The organism is Desulforamulus ruminis DSM 2154 (genome assembly GCF_000215085.1).
Lineage (GTDB): Bacteria > Bacillota > Desulfotomaculia > Desulfotomaculales > Desulfotomaculaceae > Desulfotomaculum > Desulfotomaculum ruminis.
In genome coordinates, this window is the sequence record NC_015589.1 from 1,779,960 (window position 1) to 1,795,831 (window position 15,872).

The following is a 15,872-nucleotide window of genomic DNA, read 5'->3' on the forward strand; positions in this document are numbered from 1 at the left end:
TCACGCTCCTTTCATTGATTTATTTCCGTATCGCTTTGCACCTGATCAATCCGGGGGGCCGGTTCTCTCTCCATCCTTAAAGCCAGAAAACTGGTTTGATAGTCCAGTTCCGCCATATGAAGCAGCAGCCCCTTGCCCGCATCGCCGGACAGGTATTCAATCCCGGCTACAAACCCGGAATCAATCATGCCTCCAAGATAGATATCCTGGTTTAACGCGCTCCGGATGTGATGGGCCAACCGGCGCACTTCCGCTTCCCCCTGCACAGGATTCATGTCTTTAACCCAGACAAAGATTTTCAGGAAAGCGTTTACGTTATCATATTTTTTGTCATAGGGTTCAAAGTTCTCTTTTTCCAATCCGATGGATATACCCGGCGACACCAGGGTAATCAGGTTATTCACCTGGTGCCATTCCTTGACACCAGCGAGATCCGGACTGGCTTTCAAAGTGGCCGTCGCCCTGGCAATAACATCATCCACACTAGGCATCGGAAAGCCCTCCTAACATAAAATGATCCAGGGCGCGGGTAATGGTGATTTCATCTTCCTTCTGCAGGAGCAGATATTCCCTGGCCGGGATGGTCACCTTCTTTACATACAGGAACTTTTCGCCCCCCATTGGGATACAAAGCGCCTTTTTATGCCTGGGTACGATGGTACCGCCTTTCTGGTGGATCCGGGCATACGGGAGGGGAGATCCCACCTCGGCGCTGGTGTCGGTGATCCGGCCCAGCACAATGGACTTTTTTAAGTCCCCCTGGCCGTGCAGGAGCTTTCTGCCGCCGACCTTTCCCATGGCGGCCTGCTCATGCCTGCGCCGGGTGGATTCCCGCTTCAGATTCTGATACCCTTTGGTTCCCTGCAGCCGGTCCACCGCCTGGCCTTCATAGATTTCACGGGTGATTGGGCTAAGGGCTTTCCAGCGGGATGGACGGCCCTCGGCCTCAAAGTTCCGGGTGACCGACGCCCGCATAATCTCCCCCGCCTGCCGCATGAAGGGTTTCATTTTTGCCCCCCGCTGGATTAACAGCCCAATCATGGCTTGGATAGGCTCCAAATCCTGGACTTGAATTTCAAATTTCACCAGTTCAGCGCCCTTTCCAGCGGACTTTTTTCCGGTGTGGTGCTGGCCATGGCCGGGGTGGTGGAACTACCGGCCCCGGCCAACTGCACCCCCGGCAGCCCGTCCAGGAGGCCGTCCCGGACCACGTCCGCCAGATCGGATTCCGCCCGCCGGATCTTTCCGTTTCCCAGATTCAGCACTTCCTGGGAGAGGCGGCTAGCGATCTCACCCACCAGGGTAAATCCGGCAGCCATATCCACGGCAATGGACTGCAGAATCCCCGGTACCGGCTCACTTATGGGCACCACATACCGTTTGGCCAGTTTTACATCCATACGCTGCTGAGCTTTGATGATATACGGAAGAATCATTTCATCGGAGAAAACTTCGTCCGCCCGTAAAAGCTCGTTATCGCCCCGAACCTCTTCTGGAGTACAATACATTTTCAGGCTGGCCGGGGCTGACCCGGCCAGCTTCACCTCACTTTACGCAGACATAACCGTGCGGACTACGACCCAATCCGGATGCCTAAGGTACGGCATTCCGGCCCGCCCGACCTGGACATAGGCTCCCGGAGGATTGGGCGGTACCGAATCCACCGCCCGGGACCAGATTCCGGGCTTGCCTTCCGGATGCTCCCCGATGACAAAATCCGTGCGTCCCAGGGGTTCCCCGGCAAACTCCAGGCAAGCCAACACCACTTTGTGATCCGGCAGCAGTTTCGTGACGGTTTTTACCAGCCCGCCGGTGGCCACGTTTAAAGGGGAACCGGTAATGGTTTGGGTAATATTGCCGGTGGCCGTAAGGACAATGCTCTGGTTTTTCAAATGATCTTTCGGGGTCAGGGTGATGACCGCCGCGGCCACCGTGGCCACCACCGGCATGGCCGGATTGCCGTTAATGAAATTGGCCAGGTTGGCGGCAACCTTGGCCGCCGTGTCCCCGGCCACAGCGGTGTAGGTACCGCTTTTCACACCGCCAATCGTCAACTCGATGTTGTTGCCTTCCGCAGGACTTGCCTGGGTTACCGTGAGGGTGGCGGTGGGCATCACCGCCGGAGTCAAGGCTTCATACACCGTGTCCTGAATGACGATGGTCAACCCGCAAATCTTGGTCAACTCACCATCGGCATAGACCACAAAACCGGTGTCTCTGGCGGACTCCCCGCGGGCAAGCACCTGCTTGTTCTTGCTCAGGTAGCCCCTCATGGTGCTGGTCATCATAATGTGGGTAGGCTGAACCTTGCCGTCATCCCGGATAACCTGCTTCATGGCTTCAATATCGTCCACAACAGGGGCGTCCGGATCATTCCATTGTTTGGCAGGAAGATTGGTCAGGATATGGCTGGCCGGGATCCCGGCATCGACAGAGACGGTTTTTTGGGTCCGGGGGTCGGTATAGTTCACGCCGCCCTGCAGCATCTGACAACGCAGGAAGTCAAAAAGCAGGTCGTTCCTGGCAACATAACGCTTGGTCTCATCCGCAATGTACTGTCGGCCATAGCGTTCATTCAGGGTTCCCGGCTGCCGCAGGTTGTTCAGGGTATCGGTCGCCACATGAAATGTCTCCCGGCCATAAATGGGCTCCTTGGCGGTCTTTTCCACCGTGCGGTTCTCTCCCAGTACGTCCGGTTTATTGGGGTCGACGATGGAGGCCATTCCGGCACCGCCGTACACCTTTTCAATTTCCACTTTTTTCACCGGTACGTTCCGACTGGGGAAGAAGATGCCCACGTTGGATTGGTAGTTTTCAAAAGTCTGGGCCAGTTCCGTTAAAACGACGGAGTCTAGCGTTTGAATATCAGCAGGCACAGGCAAAAGTTTCACGCTCCTTTTATTTTCATGACGCATTGAAAGCCCTTTTAAGGGGGCTTGTTTCTTCTGGAGGTTGGTAGACACAGGGGAGCAAAAGATAACGCAAAATAACGGGAACTAACACGGTTATAACGGATTTATAACAACTAGTTATATCGCTATTTCTTGTTCAACTCCGGAACCACGTCTCCATACAGATCCTTTGCTGTGGCTCCGGTCTTTTGGCTGGACTGGAATCCAAGCTGGGCCAGCTTCACCCGGTGTTCCTGGGGCAGTGCCTCCAGGGCTTCCAGCACCATGTCCCCCATGGATTTTTCCTGACCGTCGGCCAGTTTGACCTTGGCACCGGTCTGCTCTGCCAGCAGGACGGGACGGATTTTTTCGCACATCGCAGGGGGGATTCCCTTGGCCACCATTTCAGTGAGCTTCCGGTCCACTTCCGTTTCCCTGGCTCTCAGTACCTGATCACTCAATTGCTGCCGGGTGGCCGTCAGTTCGGATTCAAGCTGAGATACCTTGGTCAACTGCTGTTTCTGTTCCTCGGTCAACCCTTCCACCAAGGGCCGCTGCCTGGCGGGATCCTCGCTCAACTTCAAAAAGTTGCCAAAGAACTCGGCCAGTTTCTTGAAAAGTTCATTACCGTCCTGGATTTCTTTCACAGGTTGCACCTCCGCATAGTCTAAATAAAATTCGTTTGGCCGGTCGGCCAGTACCACCGTTTCCGGCAGCCGGGTTAAAAAGGGTTCGTTGGTCAGGGCAATGGCCGAAAGTACGGCACCGCATTTTTGCCCTGTTTCCTTGTTGACATATTCCGGTTCATACTCCGCACTGGCGAAACGGAATTTCTTATTGGCTACCGCCTCTTTAATTTCCTCATTGGTGGCCACCGCCTGGGCGTACAGGACCGCGCCTTCCTGCACCAGATTTACCACCCAGGCTTCCGCTGGGGTGTCTCCAAAGGTCTGCGCCTGGTCCTTTTCATGGCCCAGCCGGACAAAAACCGGGCGGCCCAGACTGTGATTGGCAAAGTTTTGTTTCATTTGGTCCAGCGTGTCCTGGGTGACGTGGATGGTCCCATACCGGGGGTGTTTCCATGCTCCCAGGCGAAAGAAAGGTATTTTGAGCATCCCTTTTTGATCTTGCTTCTCCAATGTTTCACCTCCTTGGCTATGCCGCCCAGCCTTTGGGCAGCGGCACCACTTGATCCCAATCCAGGTTTTCCGATGTGAGGAGTTCCGGCTGATAGATGCCATATACGGGGTTCAGCACAGACCGGCATCTCCCATGCAGGGGAGGGGTGTTGTTTGCCAGCCTCGGATCATCCAGGCGCATGAGCTTGCCGTGTCGGCTCCGGCATTGGCGGGAGGTACTCCCGTCCATTACGGCGGAAAAACGGACATAATCCACCTCGTTGTCCGCAAAACTGGCCAGCCGCCCCCGGTTATAGGCGTAAGTTCCTTCGGTGGTGGTAATGTTGCTGGCCCGGTCGCGGGTGTCCTCCAAAATCTCTTCGATTCGCTGTTCCGTTTCCGTCCGGGAGGTTCCATACAGATAGCGGAGCAGAGACTTTTTCAACTCCGCTTCCATTTCTATGGTCACATCCCCGGCCAGCACCATGGCCCGGGCCTCCATAATCTCCACCGCCTGGGCCGGAATCAGTCTGGGGTCCGTTCCGGCATCAAACTGGAAACGGGGTAGTTCGGCCATCCTGCGCGGGCGGTATCTTTGGTGCAGTTCCAAAACCAGGCGGTCCCCGTGGGCGCGTCCGGCAGCCACCATTTCCGCGCCGTGGTTGGCCAGGATTTTGGCCAGCCCCTGCGGATCCAGGTGGAGTCCCGCTGGCATCCGCAGCTTACGGCCCCCGGTTTTGGACAGCCGCTCCAACTCCCTCCAGGGCAGGGCGGCGATGTTCTTTTTCAGCCAGCGTTCCCATTGGGTGAGTACCCTGGTTTCCGCCTGGTCAATTTCCCGGAAGAACGCCTCATTCCTCATGTTCGAGATTCTCTCCCCTCAGATACCGGGGGTAGTTTTCCTTGGCCACCTCCAGGGGGGTGCGGCTTGGCTTCGGTTCCCGTTCGGGCAGGCCCACGGCCACCCGGACATATCGGAAATCTTCTTCCACCGCAGGCTCCATATATCCGGCGTTGGTCAGGCTGGTGAAAATCTCAGCTAGAATCTTCACCTGTTCCGGCCCCGGGGGCCGTTCTTGAAAGGTTCCCCATTCGTCTTGGGGGCCAAAATTGTACTCGATCATCCGCCGGATCAATTGATCCAGCAAAACGTCCGTAATCTGGACGTAAATTTCACGGATGCCCAGCATAAAGGCGTCAAAATGACTTTCACCCAAAGCATAACTTCCGGAACGGCTGCCTTCATCCAGCACCAGGGAGGGCAGCAGCAGCCCCCGGCAAATCATCTTATTGAGGTAGGCAATGGCCTGGTTAAAGGCTTCGCCAACCCCATTGGTGGGGAAGTGAACTTTGACATCGGGAATCCGGCTATCCTTTTCAGACTTGGCGGAAAAGGCCAGGGCGGTCCCGTTTTGCAGGTTGGCCAGCAGTTTGGTGGTGTAATCCAATTGACTGGTTTCCTCTCCGGATTCCGGATCCACCACGATGCCCTCCGGGACAACGGCCACCGTCAAAGGCGTCCCGTACTTGTCCAGGGCTTTGGCCCACATCCGGAGGAAGGCGTCTTTGAGCAGCCAGTTTTTACGCAGCCGTTTAAAGGCGCTGGTCCCGTAATAATTATTAAATCGTTTTCCGTGGGTATATAGGATGCACTTTTCCTTTGGGATGTCCTCTCCCAGGGCGGCGAAGGTTCCCCGCTGCACCACCCCGTCCAGGCGTCCTTTGGCGTTTAGCTTAAAATGCACGGTGGAAGGGTGATAGGTGGCCAGGTAATCCAGCATCAACCTTTTGTTTTCAGCCTTCCAGACGATTTCCGTCACCGAAAACCCGGCCCAGATGGCGGAGAGAATATCCGCACAGGCAATGGGCAGACTGTCCTGCATATTTTCCAGGCACTGCTTGACAAAGTCCGTGATCTCCGGGTCCGGGTGGTGATACTCTCCCAGGAGGCTCATGACGGACAGCGTTAAAAAATCGTAGGCCGTGGCCACGGTTTCATCCGTGTCCAGCATTCTTTCATACTCCGGGAGGCGGGTTGCTTCCGGGTTGTAAATTGCGCCGTCAAAGAGGTATATCGCGGTTTGCAGTTGACTGCCGGACTGGGTGAGGTACGCTTTGTCCATGTTTTCGCTCCTTTACCAAACGATGTCGGCGGCAATGTTCCTGCCGATCACACGCCCGCCGGTGACCGGCGGCCCGGATTTTCTTTGCTGGGACCGGACCATTTCCAGCGCCAGCCGGGCGGAGTTGATGGCCATCCCGAAGTGGTTTTCCACATTTCTTTTGTAGGAAATTTTCTTGGCTCCGTCCGGTCCGGTGGTTTCTTCTTTGACCAGTTTTTTCAGGTGACGCCTGATTTCATCCAGGGTTTTTTCTTCTTCCGTGTTCCGGGGTTTAAACAGCAGGGCCTGGGGCGGGTTGGTGGCAAAGAGGGCCGTGGTATCGTCCAGGGACTCATCCCGGTCCACCTGGATCACCCGGACCTCCCGGTCATCCTCACCCTCGGTTGTCTCTCTGTAGGTGGCTTTAAAGTATTGGATGAATCCCAGGGCTTCCTGCAGGATTCGCACCACCCGTTTGGATTCTGTCTTATACGGCATCGCGTCAATGATGAGGGCACCGGCGTTGTATGCCGCTTCCCAGTCCGGAATCCGCAGCAACAGGTCCTCCACGTCAATATGAAAGGCGGCCAGAATTCGGAACCCCTCTTCCCCGTAGGGGGCAAGGATGGCCACGTGTGCCCGGTCGCCCATATCTATGCCAATGCCGCATACTTCTTCGGAAGTGTCCTGAAAGTAGTAGTCCCCGGCAGCCTCCACAATCTCCAGCACCTTTGATGTCACCGGCTGCATGTTGCCGCTGTCCGCAATCCCCAAAACAGACCGCCGGAACCTAGCCAGCTTGGCCGGTTTTCCCTGGGCCTTCAGCCAGCGGTCCCAAATGAGATCCAGCCGGGTTTCGCGGATGATCAACTGGGGCACCCGGTAGCCGGTTCGGTTCCTGTCCGGATGCTCCGCAATCCACCGGGCGTTATATACATCCAGGGGCTTTCCGCATTTCACGCAGGCCAGATAAATCCTGCCTTTCTTTTTGCGTTCGTCCCGGATGTTTTCGGGGAATTCCTCCTCCAGGATGGATTCCCGTCCGCAGCCGGTACAGCGAACCACCCATTTCCGGGTGTCCGAATCCCGGTAAAGTTCGTCAATCCCGTCCTCCTCAAAGAGAGGGGCGCTGAAATATCGCTGCCAGCCCAGTTTCGAGGCCATGATCCGGTCCTGGGCCAGATCCATGTTTTCCCGGTTAATCAGGGCCACCTCATCAAAGATAATTTCATCTGCCGGGATGCTGATAGCGCCGGTTTTGCTGACAAGCCCTAACATATAAAAGAAATGAGTGCCAATTTGTTTCAGTCCGGCCTGGTCGGTGCCCAGGAGTCTGGACTTTAAATAGTCACTGCGCTGCACATAGGGATCAAAACGGGTCTGGCCGAACCGGTTGGCCATCTTGTCGGTAGGGAGGTAATAAATCAGGTTGGCTCCCCGGACATCCACCATGTAGAAACCATGGGCCAAAAAAAGTGTACTGAAACCGGTTTGGGCACCCTTGGAAATGGTGACATGGGGGTCTAAAAAGATGGACTCAACAATTTCTTTCATGAAAGCCCGGTTGTAGACGTTAAAAGGCGTCTTATCGTCCAAAACGATATTTTCCAAACAGTACTCCGGAAACGTGAGTCCTTTGAGGTTTTTCCCAACCAGTTCATTAATCAGGCCCATTTAAGACGCCACCTTCTCCTTAACCCGGTCCGCAAGTTCATACATTTTTTGCAGCAGGTCCGGTTCCGAATTTAGTTCCGCCTTCAATTCCTCTTTCAGCCTGGCCAGGGCCGCCTCCGCCCCCTTGTTAAACTGGAGCTTCAACGCCTCCCGCCGGGTGCCGGAGTCCGCCAGTTTCGGCAGCACTTTCAGGAGCTCCGTAACCTTTTCCCCTTGGAGTCCGTCCAACTCGGACAGCGTTTCCATAATCATGGAAATGGCTAATTCCGTGGTGGCTTCCGCCAGTTGGGTTCCCGGCGCTCCGTCGTTGCTCTCAATAATGGCTTTGGCCTGGTCCCGAATTTGCTTAAGCCGTTCAAACTTGGCGTGGAAGTCTTTCCCATACCGGCCTACGGCGGATTTACTCACCGGTGTGCCCATATTTTTCAGGTAGTCCGCTATTTCTTCATAGGTATGGCCTTGCAAAAGCATTTCGTTTACGGCCTCAACAATTTCAGGCGGCAAGGCCGCTACCTTATGGTGTTTTCTTCTGCCCATCAGGACATCACCAGTACACCGGGGTCCAGGGCAATGCTGCCTTCTAAGAGGTCAATCCCCTTGGCAGTGATATACACCACTTTTCTGGAGATACCCAAACCTTTGGCCTGTAACTCTTCCAACCGTACATAACCCTTTTCTTCCAGGTATTCCAGGTGTGCATGGATTAAGGCAGGAGAGGAGGTGAACTGATTTTCACCCACGGCGATTTGGATGAGTTTTTCACTGCAGCCGTGCGGGTAGTTGTTTTTACACATGGTGAGAATAAAACCACGCAACTCACGTGCCTCGCTGGGAAACATTGTCGCTCATCCCTCCTATCAATTCCGCCAGACCCTTATTGATTTCACCAATGTCTCTTGACACACGGTCAATTTTCAGTTCAATACCGGAACTAACCCGGATAAAGTCATCCCGTAAAACGTAATTGTGAGGGAGGCTGGCTTTAAACTCGGCAAAGTCATTCTTTATGTCTTCGATAACCTGATCTTGTTTTGCGTCTTTTCTCTCCTGGTTGCATTTAATGTCTTTCAAAAAGTAGCCAATGATGCCAACGGCAGATGAGAGCAGAGAGACCACAATCAAAAGAGAAGGGAGAAGTATGTTTGCTGGTAACTGTTCCACGTTATCCTCCCGCTTTAAGGCGAAGCACTTTGTTTTCAATGGTGCTGGTAAGGTAATTTTCAAAATCACCCATATTCCGTTCTAAGACGTTCACCACTTCTGATCCTACAGTTTCCCGTACTTCCCAATACGCTTTCCGACCCAGACGAAGCAGTTCCTCTCGGTCTACACTGCCCGCCTTAACCGCTTCGCGCAAAGGCCCGGCAGTTGTCTGTTCAATCTTGCCAATAACTTTTTCCGCTGCTTCATCCACCCGGTCAATCGCGTCCCAAATGACTTGCCGCAACTCCTCATTCTTTACTTTCGCAGTCTGCTGTTTTAAGTGGGTTGCACCCTTGTGCCCCACCACAGCGCACAAGAAAGTAAATACCGCTACCGACAACTCTAATAATTGTGGCGACACCGCCGTGATTAATTGTTCCTTCATGCGGAACCCTCCTTGAGATTTTTTGTTAGCCGGGAAAAGAAAAAAATCCCAGTTGCTACACTGGGATTATATCGTGTTAAAGTGCTCCAAAACCGTGTCTTTCCCCTTTGTTAAAACGCTTTATTAAAGCACTTTATATATTCAGTTATCCACCAGTAATGATGTCCAAAAGAGTAACCTGGTTAGGATTTGACTTTGGTTTCATACCGCCTTCCGCCAGTATTTCCCGAATCCGATTATCTGTTAGATCGTATTTTTTTGCAAGATCCGCCAAGTTATAACCGGTGAATTCGCGGCAAATGGCACGGTCCCTGGCTGCCCGGACCATTACATCTTTTTTCGGAAAGTAAACATATCTTCCACCTAGTTCAGAGGCCAGTTTCAAGGTGTTTTCCAAGCCAACCCATTCAACGATTCGGGAATAAGGTTCTGGTAAATCTTCAGCCATTATATCATTTTCCCAGCGCATCTCCACCGATTATTTCACCACCTTGTGGACCTTTTGTTTAGATATTAGTTTTTTCAAGCCTTCCGTAACCCGCCAAGCCTGATCTCTGGTAAGCCATCCCAGAGCATCCACCCTGGCATATTTCTTGACAAAACCAAGGAGCCTTTTAGGGTTGTCTTTCCATCCTAATTGCTCGGCCAACTGATTAATTTTCCAAAGTTGCTCTCTGGATGCTCTGTTAATCTGGGCCTTGGGGGCCAAATTATCAATTACGTTACGGGCCTGCTGGCTTGTTAGTTTGGAAATGCTTTCTGATCCAGTAAGAGCGGCCACCCTAGCCCGGAGAACATCCTCATCCATACCCAGTTCCCGAGCGGTAGCCCATATTTTTTTTAGCTGTGGTGCTGTAATTCGAGTGGCCATATCCTAACCCTCCTAAGATTGTTTTAGTTTTTCCCGGTCTGTTTCATACCAGAAAACATTCTCAATCCGTTTATTAGCTCCGACTGCCAGAATGTCTTCCTCCGAATATTCCTTGAGCTTATCTTTCAGAATGGTTTCCGTTGTCTTAATGCAGTCCGACATGCGCCGGGCCTTTAAGGCTTCCAGTACAGCCTGGGCATTTTTATATACAATCTTGGTACTTTTCCGGAACCCAAAGGAGCCAAAGTTCATCGTTTTAGTTTTTCCCTTGAAATCATCCCGATTATATTCCGAAAACTCTTTGATTTCTGCTGCCAAAACCTTGATTCGTTCCTGGTGTGCCTGGGCCTTCATTTCAGCGTCTAGTTTAAGATCGTGTATTTTTTGATTCATTTTGTTTTCAATAACCTCAATGGCCAGTTCACATTCTGCTATCTCCTTAAGATTTAGATTCACATCCTCCCAGGTCTGAAGGGAAGTACCCTCCAATCTTTTTCTTGCCATGGTGATTCCTCCTTATAAAACACACTCTTCACGTACCAACTCGATTGATTTATTATGTTTGATTAAATGAGCCTTTAAGGCTCTAAATGAAGTCCAATAGGGAGCATAGTAGGTGTATTCAGTTTTAATATCAAGTTTGGCTTTTTTGGAGAGCCTTTTGAAGGCGGCCTTCTCCTTAGGAGATATGAGGGATTTCTTTATTGGCCTAAAAAACCGGCGTCTTTCTTCGCATTCTTCAATCATCCACTTTAGTTTAAGCACATTATTAACATAGACCTTGATTCCATTTTTAAATTGGCTTATACGGCCAAGGGTTAAGGTGATCTTATACCCATCACACATTAGAACAGCTTGTTTGTAAAATGAATTCAGGGACAGTTCAACCTCTTTCCAATCCTGCGGTGTCACATCATCACTCCTTTGCAACGTGGCTAAAAATGTTTACTAATTAGCAGGGCAAGAATCGCACCCGCCACCACAAACAGATAACCCTATACACATTGGCTTAAGAAACCGCTTTACTTCTTCGTGATCCCTCGTTAACAAGTCAGCAAACCCATACATTACATCAAATTCACCTTTTGGAAACTCACCTAATATTACAAGAAGTTTGCCTTTGCCTTTGGCGTAACCAGCTTCCAGGTGCGCTGATCTGCCAGCCGGTAATACAAGAATTACAGCATCAGCCCAGTCAATCCATTTTTTATCCTCTTCAAACGCCCGTTGCGCCCGCCGATCCTTTAAAAAATTAATTGCATCTAGTTCCTGAATATCACCCACCTCTGACCAATGGAATACATATCTACCCCGGCTATCATCAGTAAAATCATCAACTTCATGGCCGTTTCTGCGGAGATAATCAGTAAGTGATCTCACCATGGAAACATTCTTCCAAGAAGAAACCACATATATTTTCATTGGATTTAACTCCTTTCATAATTCACAACATTTACAAACCGCTCACTAACTTTTTGGCCCCAGTATCTTCTCCCGGATTTCTTCGGGAATCTTTCTTTGCAGCCACATATTATGTTTGAGATTGGGGCGGAAATACTTACACCAGTTGACTCCTGTACGGTTCTTTGTGAAGCAACCGTAATTCTGAACCTGCGGATGGCTCAAATGCCACCGGTGATATTTGCAGAACCCAATCCTATTGGCTGGTTTGGGTAGAAAATACGGTGCTCTCTTTTTCCTCATGCCCACCACATCCGGATTATCTGTGCCAGAAAATACGCTGCCGCTAATCCAAGGACTGCTTTTACCACTATGCCTATTGCACGTCCGTCCCGTTCTTCGAGTAACTTCAAAGTCAAATCAACTACGTTACTCCTACGCCGAACAGTAATTGCCACACGCTGGGACTTAAGCCATAACTTACCGTCCACTGTCACCACGGTTTTTCACTCCTTCCGAAGCCCAACGATGCAGTATACGAAGTGCTTCCATGGCTTCATCTATTTCTCGCAGCTTTTTCCCCATTTTTATGGGATCATTCCGAAAAACAAATTTTCTATTTCCTCTTTCCCGGTCCAAAGTTTTGTGAATGGACCAATATAAATAATCTACTTGTTCCTGACCGGTTAAAGGATATAGGCTCAATTGTTCCATGACCGCACCTCCAACATTTTGTTTATTCCAAAACAGTCACATTCAAATTCTGGCGTCCAAACTTTACGGCTGCCGCATGACTTTTTATATACACATCAATCCGGTTCCCTTTGATGTCCTTACCGGTATCTTCAACAATTCGACACCCAAAGCCGTCAATATAAACCTTAGTGCCGAGAGGGAGTATTGCAGGATCAGCAGCAATTGTCCGTTCCTCAGAAGGCCATGTCCCACTAGCTGTACGGCGGCCCGTATAACAATAGGCCGTTGCTTCCATAAGTAGGATCGTTTTGTCCTTCCCCCGGCTTACCTGTTGAATAGGGAAAGGAGGGCCATCTTCTGTAAAAGTTTTTTCTGCCGGACTGTATAACACTGCTGCCAAAGCCACGAATATAACAAGTTTTCTCACGCTGCTACCTCGCTGAAAGGCGGCGGAAATCTTCTCCGTCCATCAGGATTTGATAGCACATATCCCGTATCTTCGAGGTTATCCGTTCCCAGGCCAGCACAGTTCTGCCATGGACATCTTTTTCCAGGAGGTCCAGAGGAACATTGGAAGTGATGATAGTGGGAAGCTGCCTTTCGCACCTTGCATTCACGATAACAAACATCCTCTCCGTCACCCAGGAACTTTCTCGTTCTGATCCAAAGTCATCTAACAAAAGCAATTCGTTACTTTTAGCCAACTCGAGTCTGTTTTCAGCTTCATTATTTTCTCTCTTTGGCCGGAGCAAATCTAAGAGGTCCGGCACTACGCTCACCACCGCCGGGATTTGGTAGCGTTCAATAAGGGCATTCACAATGGCGTAAGCCAAATGGGTTTTTCCGGTACCTGTGGGGCCAACAAAATAGAGTCCGTTTTTCTCAGTCTCTTTTATTTCTTGATACTTTTCCACGTAGCGGCGTGCGATTTCTAAGGCCCGGTGCTGTAGCTCATTTCTAGGGGAATATTGATCCAGTGTCTTAGCAGCGTATTTCTTAGGAATTCCCGCCCGGTCAAACAACTCTCCAATTTTTCTTATCTTATTTTTTACTTCCAGGCATTCACAGTGCTCCATGAAATCCAAACCATTTTTTTTAAAACTGATTAATCCGCTCCCGTCGCACCGGTTAAAAGGGCAGGGGTCCTTCGTTGGCGTAGCGTTCCCCCCGGTTACCGTAGGAACCCCTTTGAATTGAGTTTTTATTATATTGGCTGCTAATTCCAATATTTTCACCCCCTTGAAGTCTGAATTTGGGCCATAAACTCATTATTCTGGCCAAGTGATCCACTTTATCTTTCCAGTAGGGATTTAGATAAGCCCAGTCAATGCAGGCCATCCATTCAGACAATGACGGAGCGTTTTCACCGGCCAGCATTCTTCTGGCGGTGGAAAGTTGTTTCAAGTGCCAGTCCTGAGGAAATTTAAGGACATTAGCCTCCTTAAGCTTGTTCTTTAGGTACTCCACCAAGGCTTTTTCATCCTCATTAAATCCTTTTTTGCTCTTGGTTTCAGTCATTGGATTCACCCTTTCCCTAGTCGTAACCTACACATGGCCTGGGGCAAGGATCTTCACAGGCCGCTTTCCTTTCGCAATCAAAGCAACAAAAATTTCCGCTGGCGCAGGTTCCTTCAGAACAGATCCCATCCTGATAAAACCTGCAGGCCAGTTTCTCATATTGAAGAAGTGCCTCATAAAGATTTACCCTTTGTTGTGAATCCAAGTGTTGCCGCACAGCACCAGCCAAATTCACCAGAGCGGTTACTCTTTGCAAGTTCATAGAATCAAAATAGCCTATTACTTGCAGAGTAATCTTACCAATATCGGTCAGGTTTTTAACCTTTGCCGAAGCCAATGCCTGAAGGAATTTGTTGTTTAGTTCTGGAGAAAGGGAAGCCTCGGGCATCTTGTTCACCTCCTTTGTATAATTTTGGCTTGCCACCGGGTTGCCCGGTCTGCTTTTGCAGTCTTCAGGTGAGAGGGAGCCGCCCTCTACACAACCCCCAGGGAAGTCCCTGGGGGTTTCGGCATAAGCTTTAGCTAACTAGTTTATTCGTTTGTAGAAGGGCGTTGCGCTTACCCAGAAGAGTCTTCACCGTTCCGCTGGTTAGGCCGGTTTTGGCAATGATCGTATCAATATCTATCCCCAGATCATCCAGCCGGTAGGCCTCCAAAAACTTTCGGTACTTACTTAACTGCCTATAAATACGGTGAATGGTGCCAGTCATAATGCCCGTTTTCTGGGCAAGGGCTCTTGGTGACGTTCCAAACTCAATTTCCATAATCAGGTATTGCAGCAGTTCGGGCGGGATAGGATTCCCCTTACGTCTCCTGGGATTCGGAGTACCCTGATTGGCGCTGTCCAAAATATCGGCTGTTTCCATCCATGCCGTCATCCTACCTTTTTGCCGAATGAGTTCTTGCTCTAGCCAGCATTTGTACTCTGCTTCGGTCATAGAGAGGCAGGTTTCCCGGTACCAAAGTTCCCGGATTCTGTTAATGATTACCTTCCCAGTTACAATATCCACCTTTACAATCATGGCATTCACCCCCTAAGCATTAAAACCAAGGTAAATGCGGCCTACGTCAGTCACCATGCTGTCCGTTATCCGTTCACCGGCGGTAACTTCCAAAAGCCGGTCCAGGGATTTTACCAGTTGGCGAATCCCCCGGTTTACCGCCACGTCTATCATCATTTTTCTGGCGGAAGCTGTGAGGTTAACCCTTTCTAAAAATTTTGCCGCCTCGGGTTCGGTTAAACCATTGGTTGTGATATAATATCCTAGGCGGTCCCGAAGCCTAGCCAGTTCGGGTCTGTCTTCAGCTAACAATATTATTTTTTCTGCTAGGGGTTGGTTTCCGCATAAAACCACCCCTATATTTTTTGCCTTATCGTAGATACCACGCAGGGTTTCCAATACTTTTAACTTCACCTTGTCTGCTTCATCCACAATGAGCAGCCTGGGCCGTCTCTTAAGCTCTTTAACGATTTTATTTAAGAGAGTAGCCGAAGCCCCCCGGGCCTCTAAATGCAATCCCTCCGTAATTTCTGTCAAAACACTTTTGATGCTGCTGGTTTCATCGCAGGTAATCATTACCACGCCCTGATTTTCCTTGGCGTAATCCTCCAAAGCACGGGTTTTTCCGGCACCGGGGTCACCTACGACAATCCCAAATTCTTTTCGTTCCTGGCTTTTCCGGCATACACCGCGCACGCGCTGGTAATCATCCGTAATGATCGTGCCAAGTTCGGAAATATCAACGATATAGCCACTTTCAGGCACGTTTTCTTCCTCCTGGTCCTCAACCCATTTGCCAAGAGACTTCAAATACCCCTCAACCAATTCTTCAAACTTATCATTGCTAGGGTACTTTCCATTGATGTACAGAGAAATGGTCGAATGTGACTTACCCAGGGCCTTGGCGACGTCCGTGACTTTTGTTCCTTCATCTTTCACCAGACTATTTAAAATCGTTCTGGCCTTGGACCAGGTAGCCGCCAGAACCGTAGCAGTAGCAGTTGACATGGAT

The 15,872-nt window shown here is 50.6% G+C and carries 25 protein-coding genes; 1 reads left to right on the plus strand and 24 read right to left on the minus strand.

The genetic code is table 11. From position 1 onward, the window contains the following. Positions 1-11: 11 nt before the first annotated feature. The 17 genes from DESRU_RS08935 to DESRU_RS09015 all read right to left on the minus strand — a co-directional run bounded on the left by DESRU_RS08935 (position 12) and on the right by DESRU_RS09015 (position 11,666). On the minus strand, positions 12-491 hold the full coding sequence (locus DESRU_RS08935; RefSeq protein WP_013841784.1) for a hypothetical protein: 480 nt from the start codon (positions 489-491) through the stop codon (positions 12-14). Further along, complete coding sequence (locus tag DESRU_RS08940) at positions 484-1,086, minus strand: phage virion morphogenesis protein (protein WP_013841785.1); 603 nt, start codon at positions 1,084-1,086, stop codon at positions 484-486. The genes DESRU_RS08935 and DESRU_RS08940 overlap by 8 nt, the downstream gene beginning before the upstream one ends. Beyond that, the gene (locus DESRU_RS08945; protein ID WP_013841786.1) at positions 1,083-1,544 is read right to left on the minus strand and encodes a phage protein Gp36 family protein; all 462 of its coding nucleotides are present in this window, start codon (positions 1,542-1,544) and stop codon (positions 1,083-1,085) included. The genes DESRU_RS08940 and DESRU_RS08945 overlap by 4 nt, the downstream gene beginning before the upstream one ends. 6 nt (positions 1,545-1,550) lie before the next feature. Then, complete coding sequence (locus DESRU_RS08950) at positions 1,551-2,891, minus strand: major capsid protein (RefSeq protein ID WP_238446399.1); 1,341 nt, start codon at positions 2,889-2,891, stop codon at positions 1,551-1,553. Positions 2,892-3,037: 146 nt separating this feature from the next. Further along, positions 3,038-4,030 carry a hypothetical protein gene (locus tag DESRU_RS08955; RefSeq protein WP_013841788.1) on the minus strand — a complete coding sequence of 331 codons (993 nt, stop codon included), beginning with the start codon at positions 4,028-4,030 and terminating at the stop codon, positions 3,038-3,040. A 16-nt stretch (positions 4,031-4,046) separates the two neighbouring features. Continuing rightward, a complete protein-coding gene (locus tag DESRU_RS08960; RefSeq protein WP_013841789.1) occupies positions 4,047-4,871 on the minus strand; it encodes a minor capsid protein in 825 nt (274 codons plus the stop codon). Continuing rightward, positions 4,861-6,132, minus strand: coding sequence for a phage portal protein family protein (locus tag DESRU_RS08965; protein ID WP_013841790.1), 1,272 nt, complete (start codon positions 6,130-6,132; stop codon positions 4,861-4,863). The genes DESRU_RS08960 and DESRU_RS08965 overlap by 11 nt, the downstream gene beginning before the upstream one ends. A 12-nt stretch (positions 6,133-6,144) precedes the next feature. Next, on the minus strand, positions 6,145-7,785 hold the full coding sequence (locus tag DESRU_RS08970; protein ID WP_013841791.1) for a phage terminase large subunit family protein: 1,641 nt from the start codon (positions 7,783-7,785) through the stop codon (positions 6,145-6,147). Next, entirely contained in the window at positions 7,786-8,322 is a 537-nt protein-coding gene (locus tag DESRU_RS08975; protein ID WP_013841792.1) for a phage protein Gp27 family protein, read from the minus strand. Further along, positions 8,322-8,624 carry a hypothetical protein gene (locus DESRU_RS08980; RefSeq protein ID WP_013841793.1) on the minus strand — a complete coding sequence of 101 codons (303 nt, stop codon included), beginning with the start codon at positions 8,622-8,624 and terminating at the stop codon, positions 8,322-8,324. The genes DESRU_RS08975 and DESRU_RS08980 overlap by 1 nt, the downstream gene beginning before the upstream one ends. Beyond that, positions 8,602-8,946, minus strand: a complete 345-nt coding sequence (locus DESRU_RS08985; protein WP_013841794.1) for a hypothetical protein — start codon at positions 8,944-8,946, stop codon at positions 8,602-8,604. The genes DESRU_RS08980 and DESRU_RS08985 overlap by 23 nt, the downstream gene beginning before the upstream one ends. A gap of 1 nt (position 8,947) precedes the next feature. After that, entirely contained in the window at positions 8,948-9,373 is a 426-nt protein-coding gene (locus tag DESRU_RS08990) for a hypothetical protein (protein WP_013841795.1), read from the minus strand. A gap of 145 nt (positions 9,374-9,518) precedes the next feature. Further along, positions 9,519-9,842 carry a Mor transcription activator family protein gene (locus DESRU_RS08995; RefSeq protein ID WP_041275696.1) on the minus strand — a complete coding sequence of 108 codons (324 nt, stop codon included), beginning with the start codon at positions 9,840-9,842 and terminating at the stop codon, positions 9,519-9,521. 9 nt (positions 9,843-9,851) lie between these two features. Further along, the gene (locus tag DESRU_RS09000; protein WP_013841797.1) at positions 9,852-10,244 is read right to left on the minus strand and encodes a phage protein GemA/Gp16 family protein; all 393 of its coding nucleotides are present in this window, start codon (positions 10,242-10,244) and stop codon (positions 9,852-9,854) included. A 12-nt stretch (positions 10,245-10,256) separates the two neighbouring features. Further along, positions 10,257-10,748 carry a host-nuclease inhibitor Gam family protein gene (locus DESRU_RS09005; RefSeq protein ID WP_013841798.1) on the minus strand — a complete coding sequence of 164 codons (492 nt, stop codon included), beginning with the start codon at positions 10,746-10,748 and terminating at the stop codon, positions 10,257-10,259. A gap of 12 nt (positions 10,749-10,760) precedes the next feature. After that, positions 10,761-11,156, minus strand: coding sequence for a hypothetical protein (locus DESRU_RS09010; protein WP_013841799.1), 396 nt, complete (start codon positions 11,154-11,156; stop codon positions 10,761-10,763). 36 nt (positions 11,157-11,192) lie between these two features. After that, a complete protein-coding gene (locus DESRU_RS09015; RefSeq protein ID WP_013841800.1) occupies positions 11,193-11,666 on the minus strand; it encodes a hypothetical protein in 474 nt (157 codons plus the stop codon). Positions 11,667-11,762: 96 nt separating this feature from the next. Here DESRU_RS09015 and DESRU_RS20825 point away from each other — a divergent pair, with 96 nt between their 5' ends. Beyond that, on the plus strand, positions 11,763-11,921 hold the full coding sequence (locus DESRU_RS20825) for a hypothetical protein (RefSeq protein ID WP_187290630.1): 159 nt from the start codon (positions 11,763-11,765) through the stop codon (positions 11,919-11,921). Between the two features lie 204 nt (positions 11,922-12,125). Here the strand turns inward: DESRU_RS20825 and DESRU_RS09030 are convergent, their stop codons facing one another. From DESRU_RS09030 to DESRU_RS09060, 7 genes are all read right to left on the minus strand, one after another. Continuing rightward, a complete protein-coding gene (locus DESRU_RS09030) occupies positions 12,126-12,359 on the minus strand; it encodes a hypothetical protein (protein WP_013841801.1) in 234 nt (77 codons plus the stop codon). A 22-nt stretch (positions 12,360-12,381) separates the two neighbouring features. Further along, a complete protein-coding gene (locus tag DESRU_RS09035) occupies positions 12,382-12,768 on the minus strand; it encodes a 3D domain-containing protein (RefSeq protein ID WP_049786747.1) in 387 nt (128 codons plus the stop codon). 4 nt (positions 12,769-12,772) lie between these two features. After that, a complete protein-coding gene (locus DESRU_RS09040; protein WP_013841802.1) occupies positions 12,773-13,567 on the minus strand; it encodes an ATP-binding protein in 795 nt (264 codons plus the stop codon). Beyond that, complete coding sequence (locus DESRU_RS09045) at positions 13,470-13,859, minus strand: hypothetical protein (RefSeq protein ID WP_013841803.1); 390 nt, start codon at positions 13,857-13,859, stop codon at positions 13,470-13,472. Before DESRU_RS09045 ends, DESRU_RS09040 begins: the two co-directional genes overlap by 98 nt. Before the next feature lie 16 nt (positions 13,860-13,875). Further along, on the minus strand, positions 13,876-14,247 hold the full coding sequence (locus DESRU_RS09050) for a hypothetical protein (RefSeq protein ID WP_013841804.1): 372 nt from the start codon (positions 14,245-14,247) through the stop codon (positions 13,876-13,878). Between the two features lie 130 nt (positions 14,248-14,377). After that, positions 14,378-14,881 (minus strand): hypothetical protein, encoded by a 504-nt coding sequence (locus DESRU_RS09055; RefSeq protein WP_013841805.1) that lies wholly within the window; start codon positions 14,879-14,881, stop codon positions 14,378-14,380. A gap of 12 nt (positions 14,882-14,893) precedes the next feature. Continuing rightward, complete coding sequence (locus tag DESRU_RS09060) at positions 14,894-15,868, minus strand: AAA family ATPase (RefSeq protein ID WP_013841806.1); 975 nt, start codon at positions 15,866-15,868, stop codon at positions 14,894-14,896. Positions 15,869-15,872: the final 4 nt, after the last annotated feature.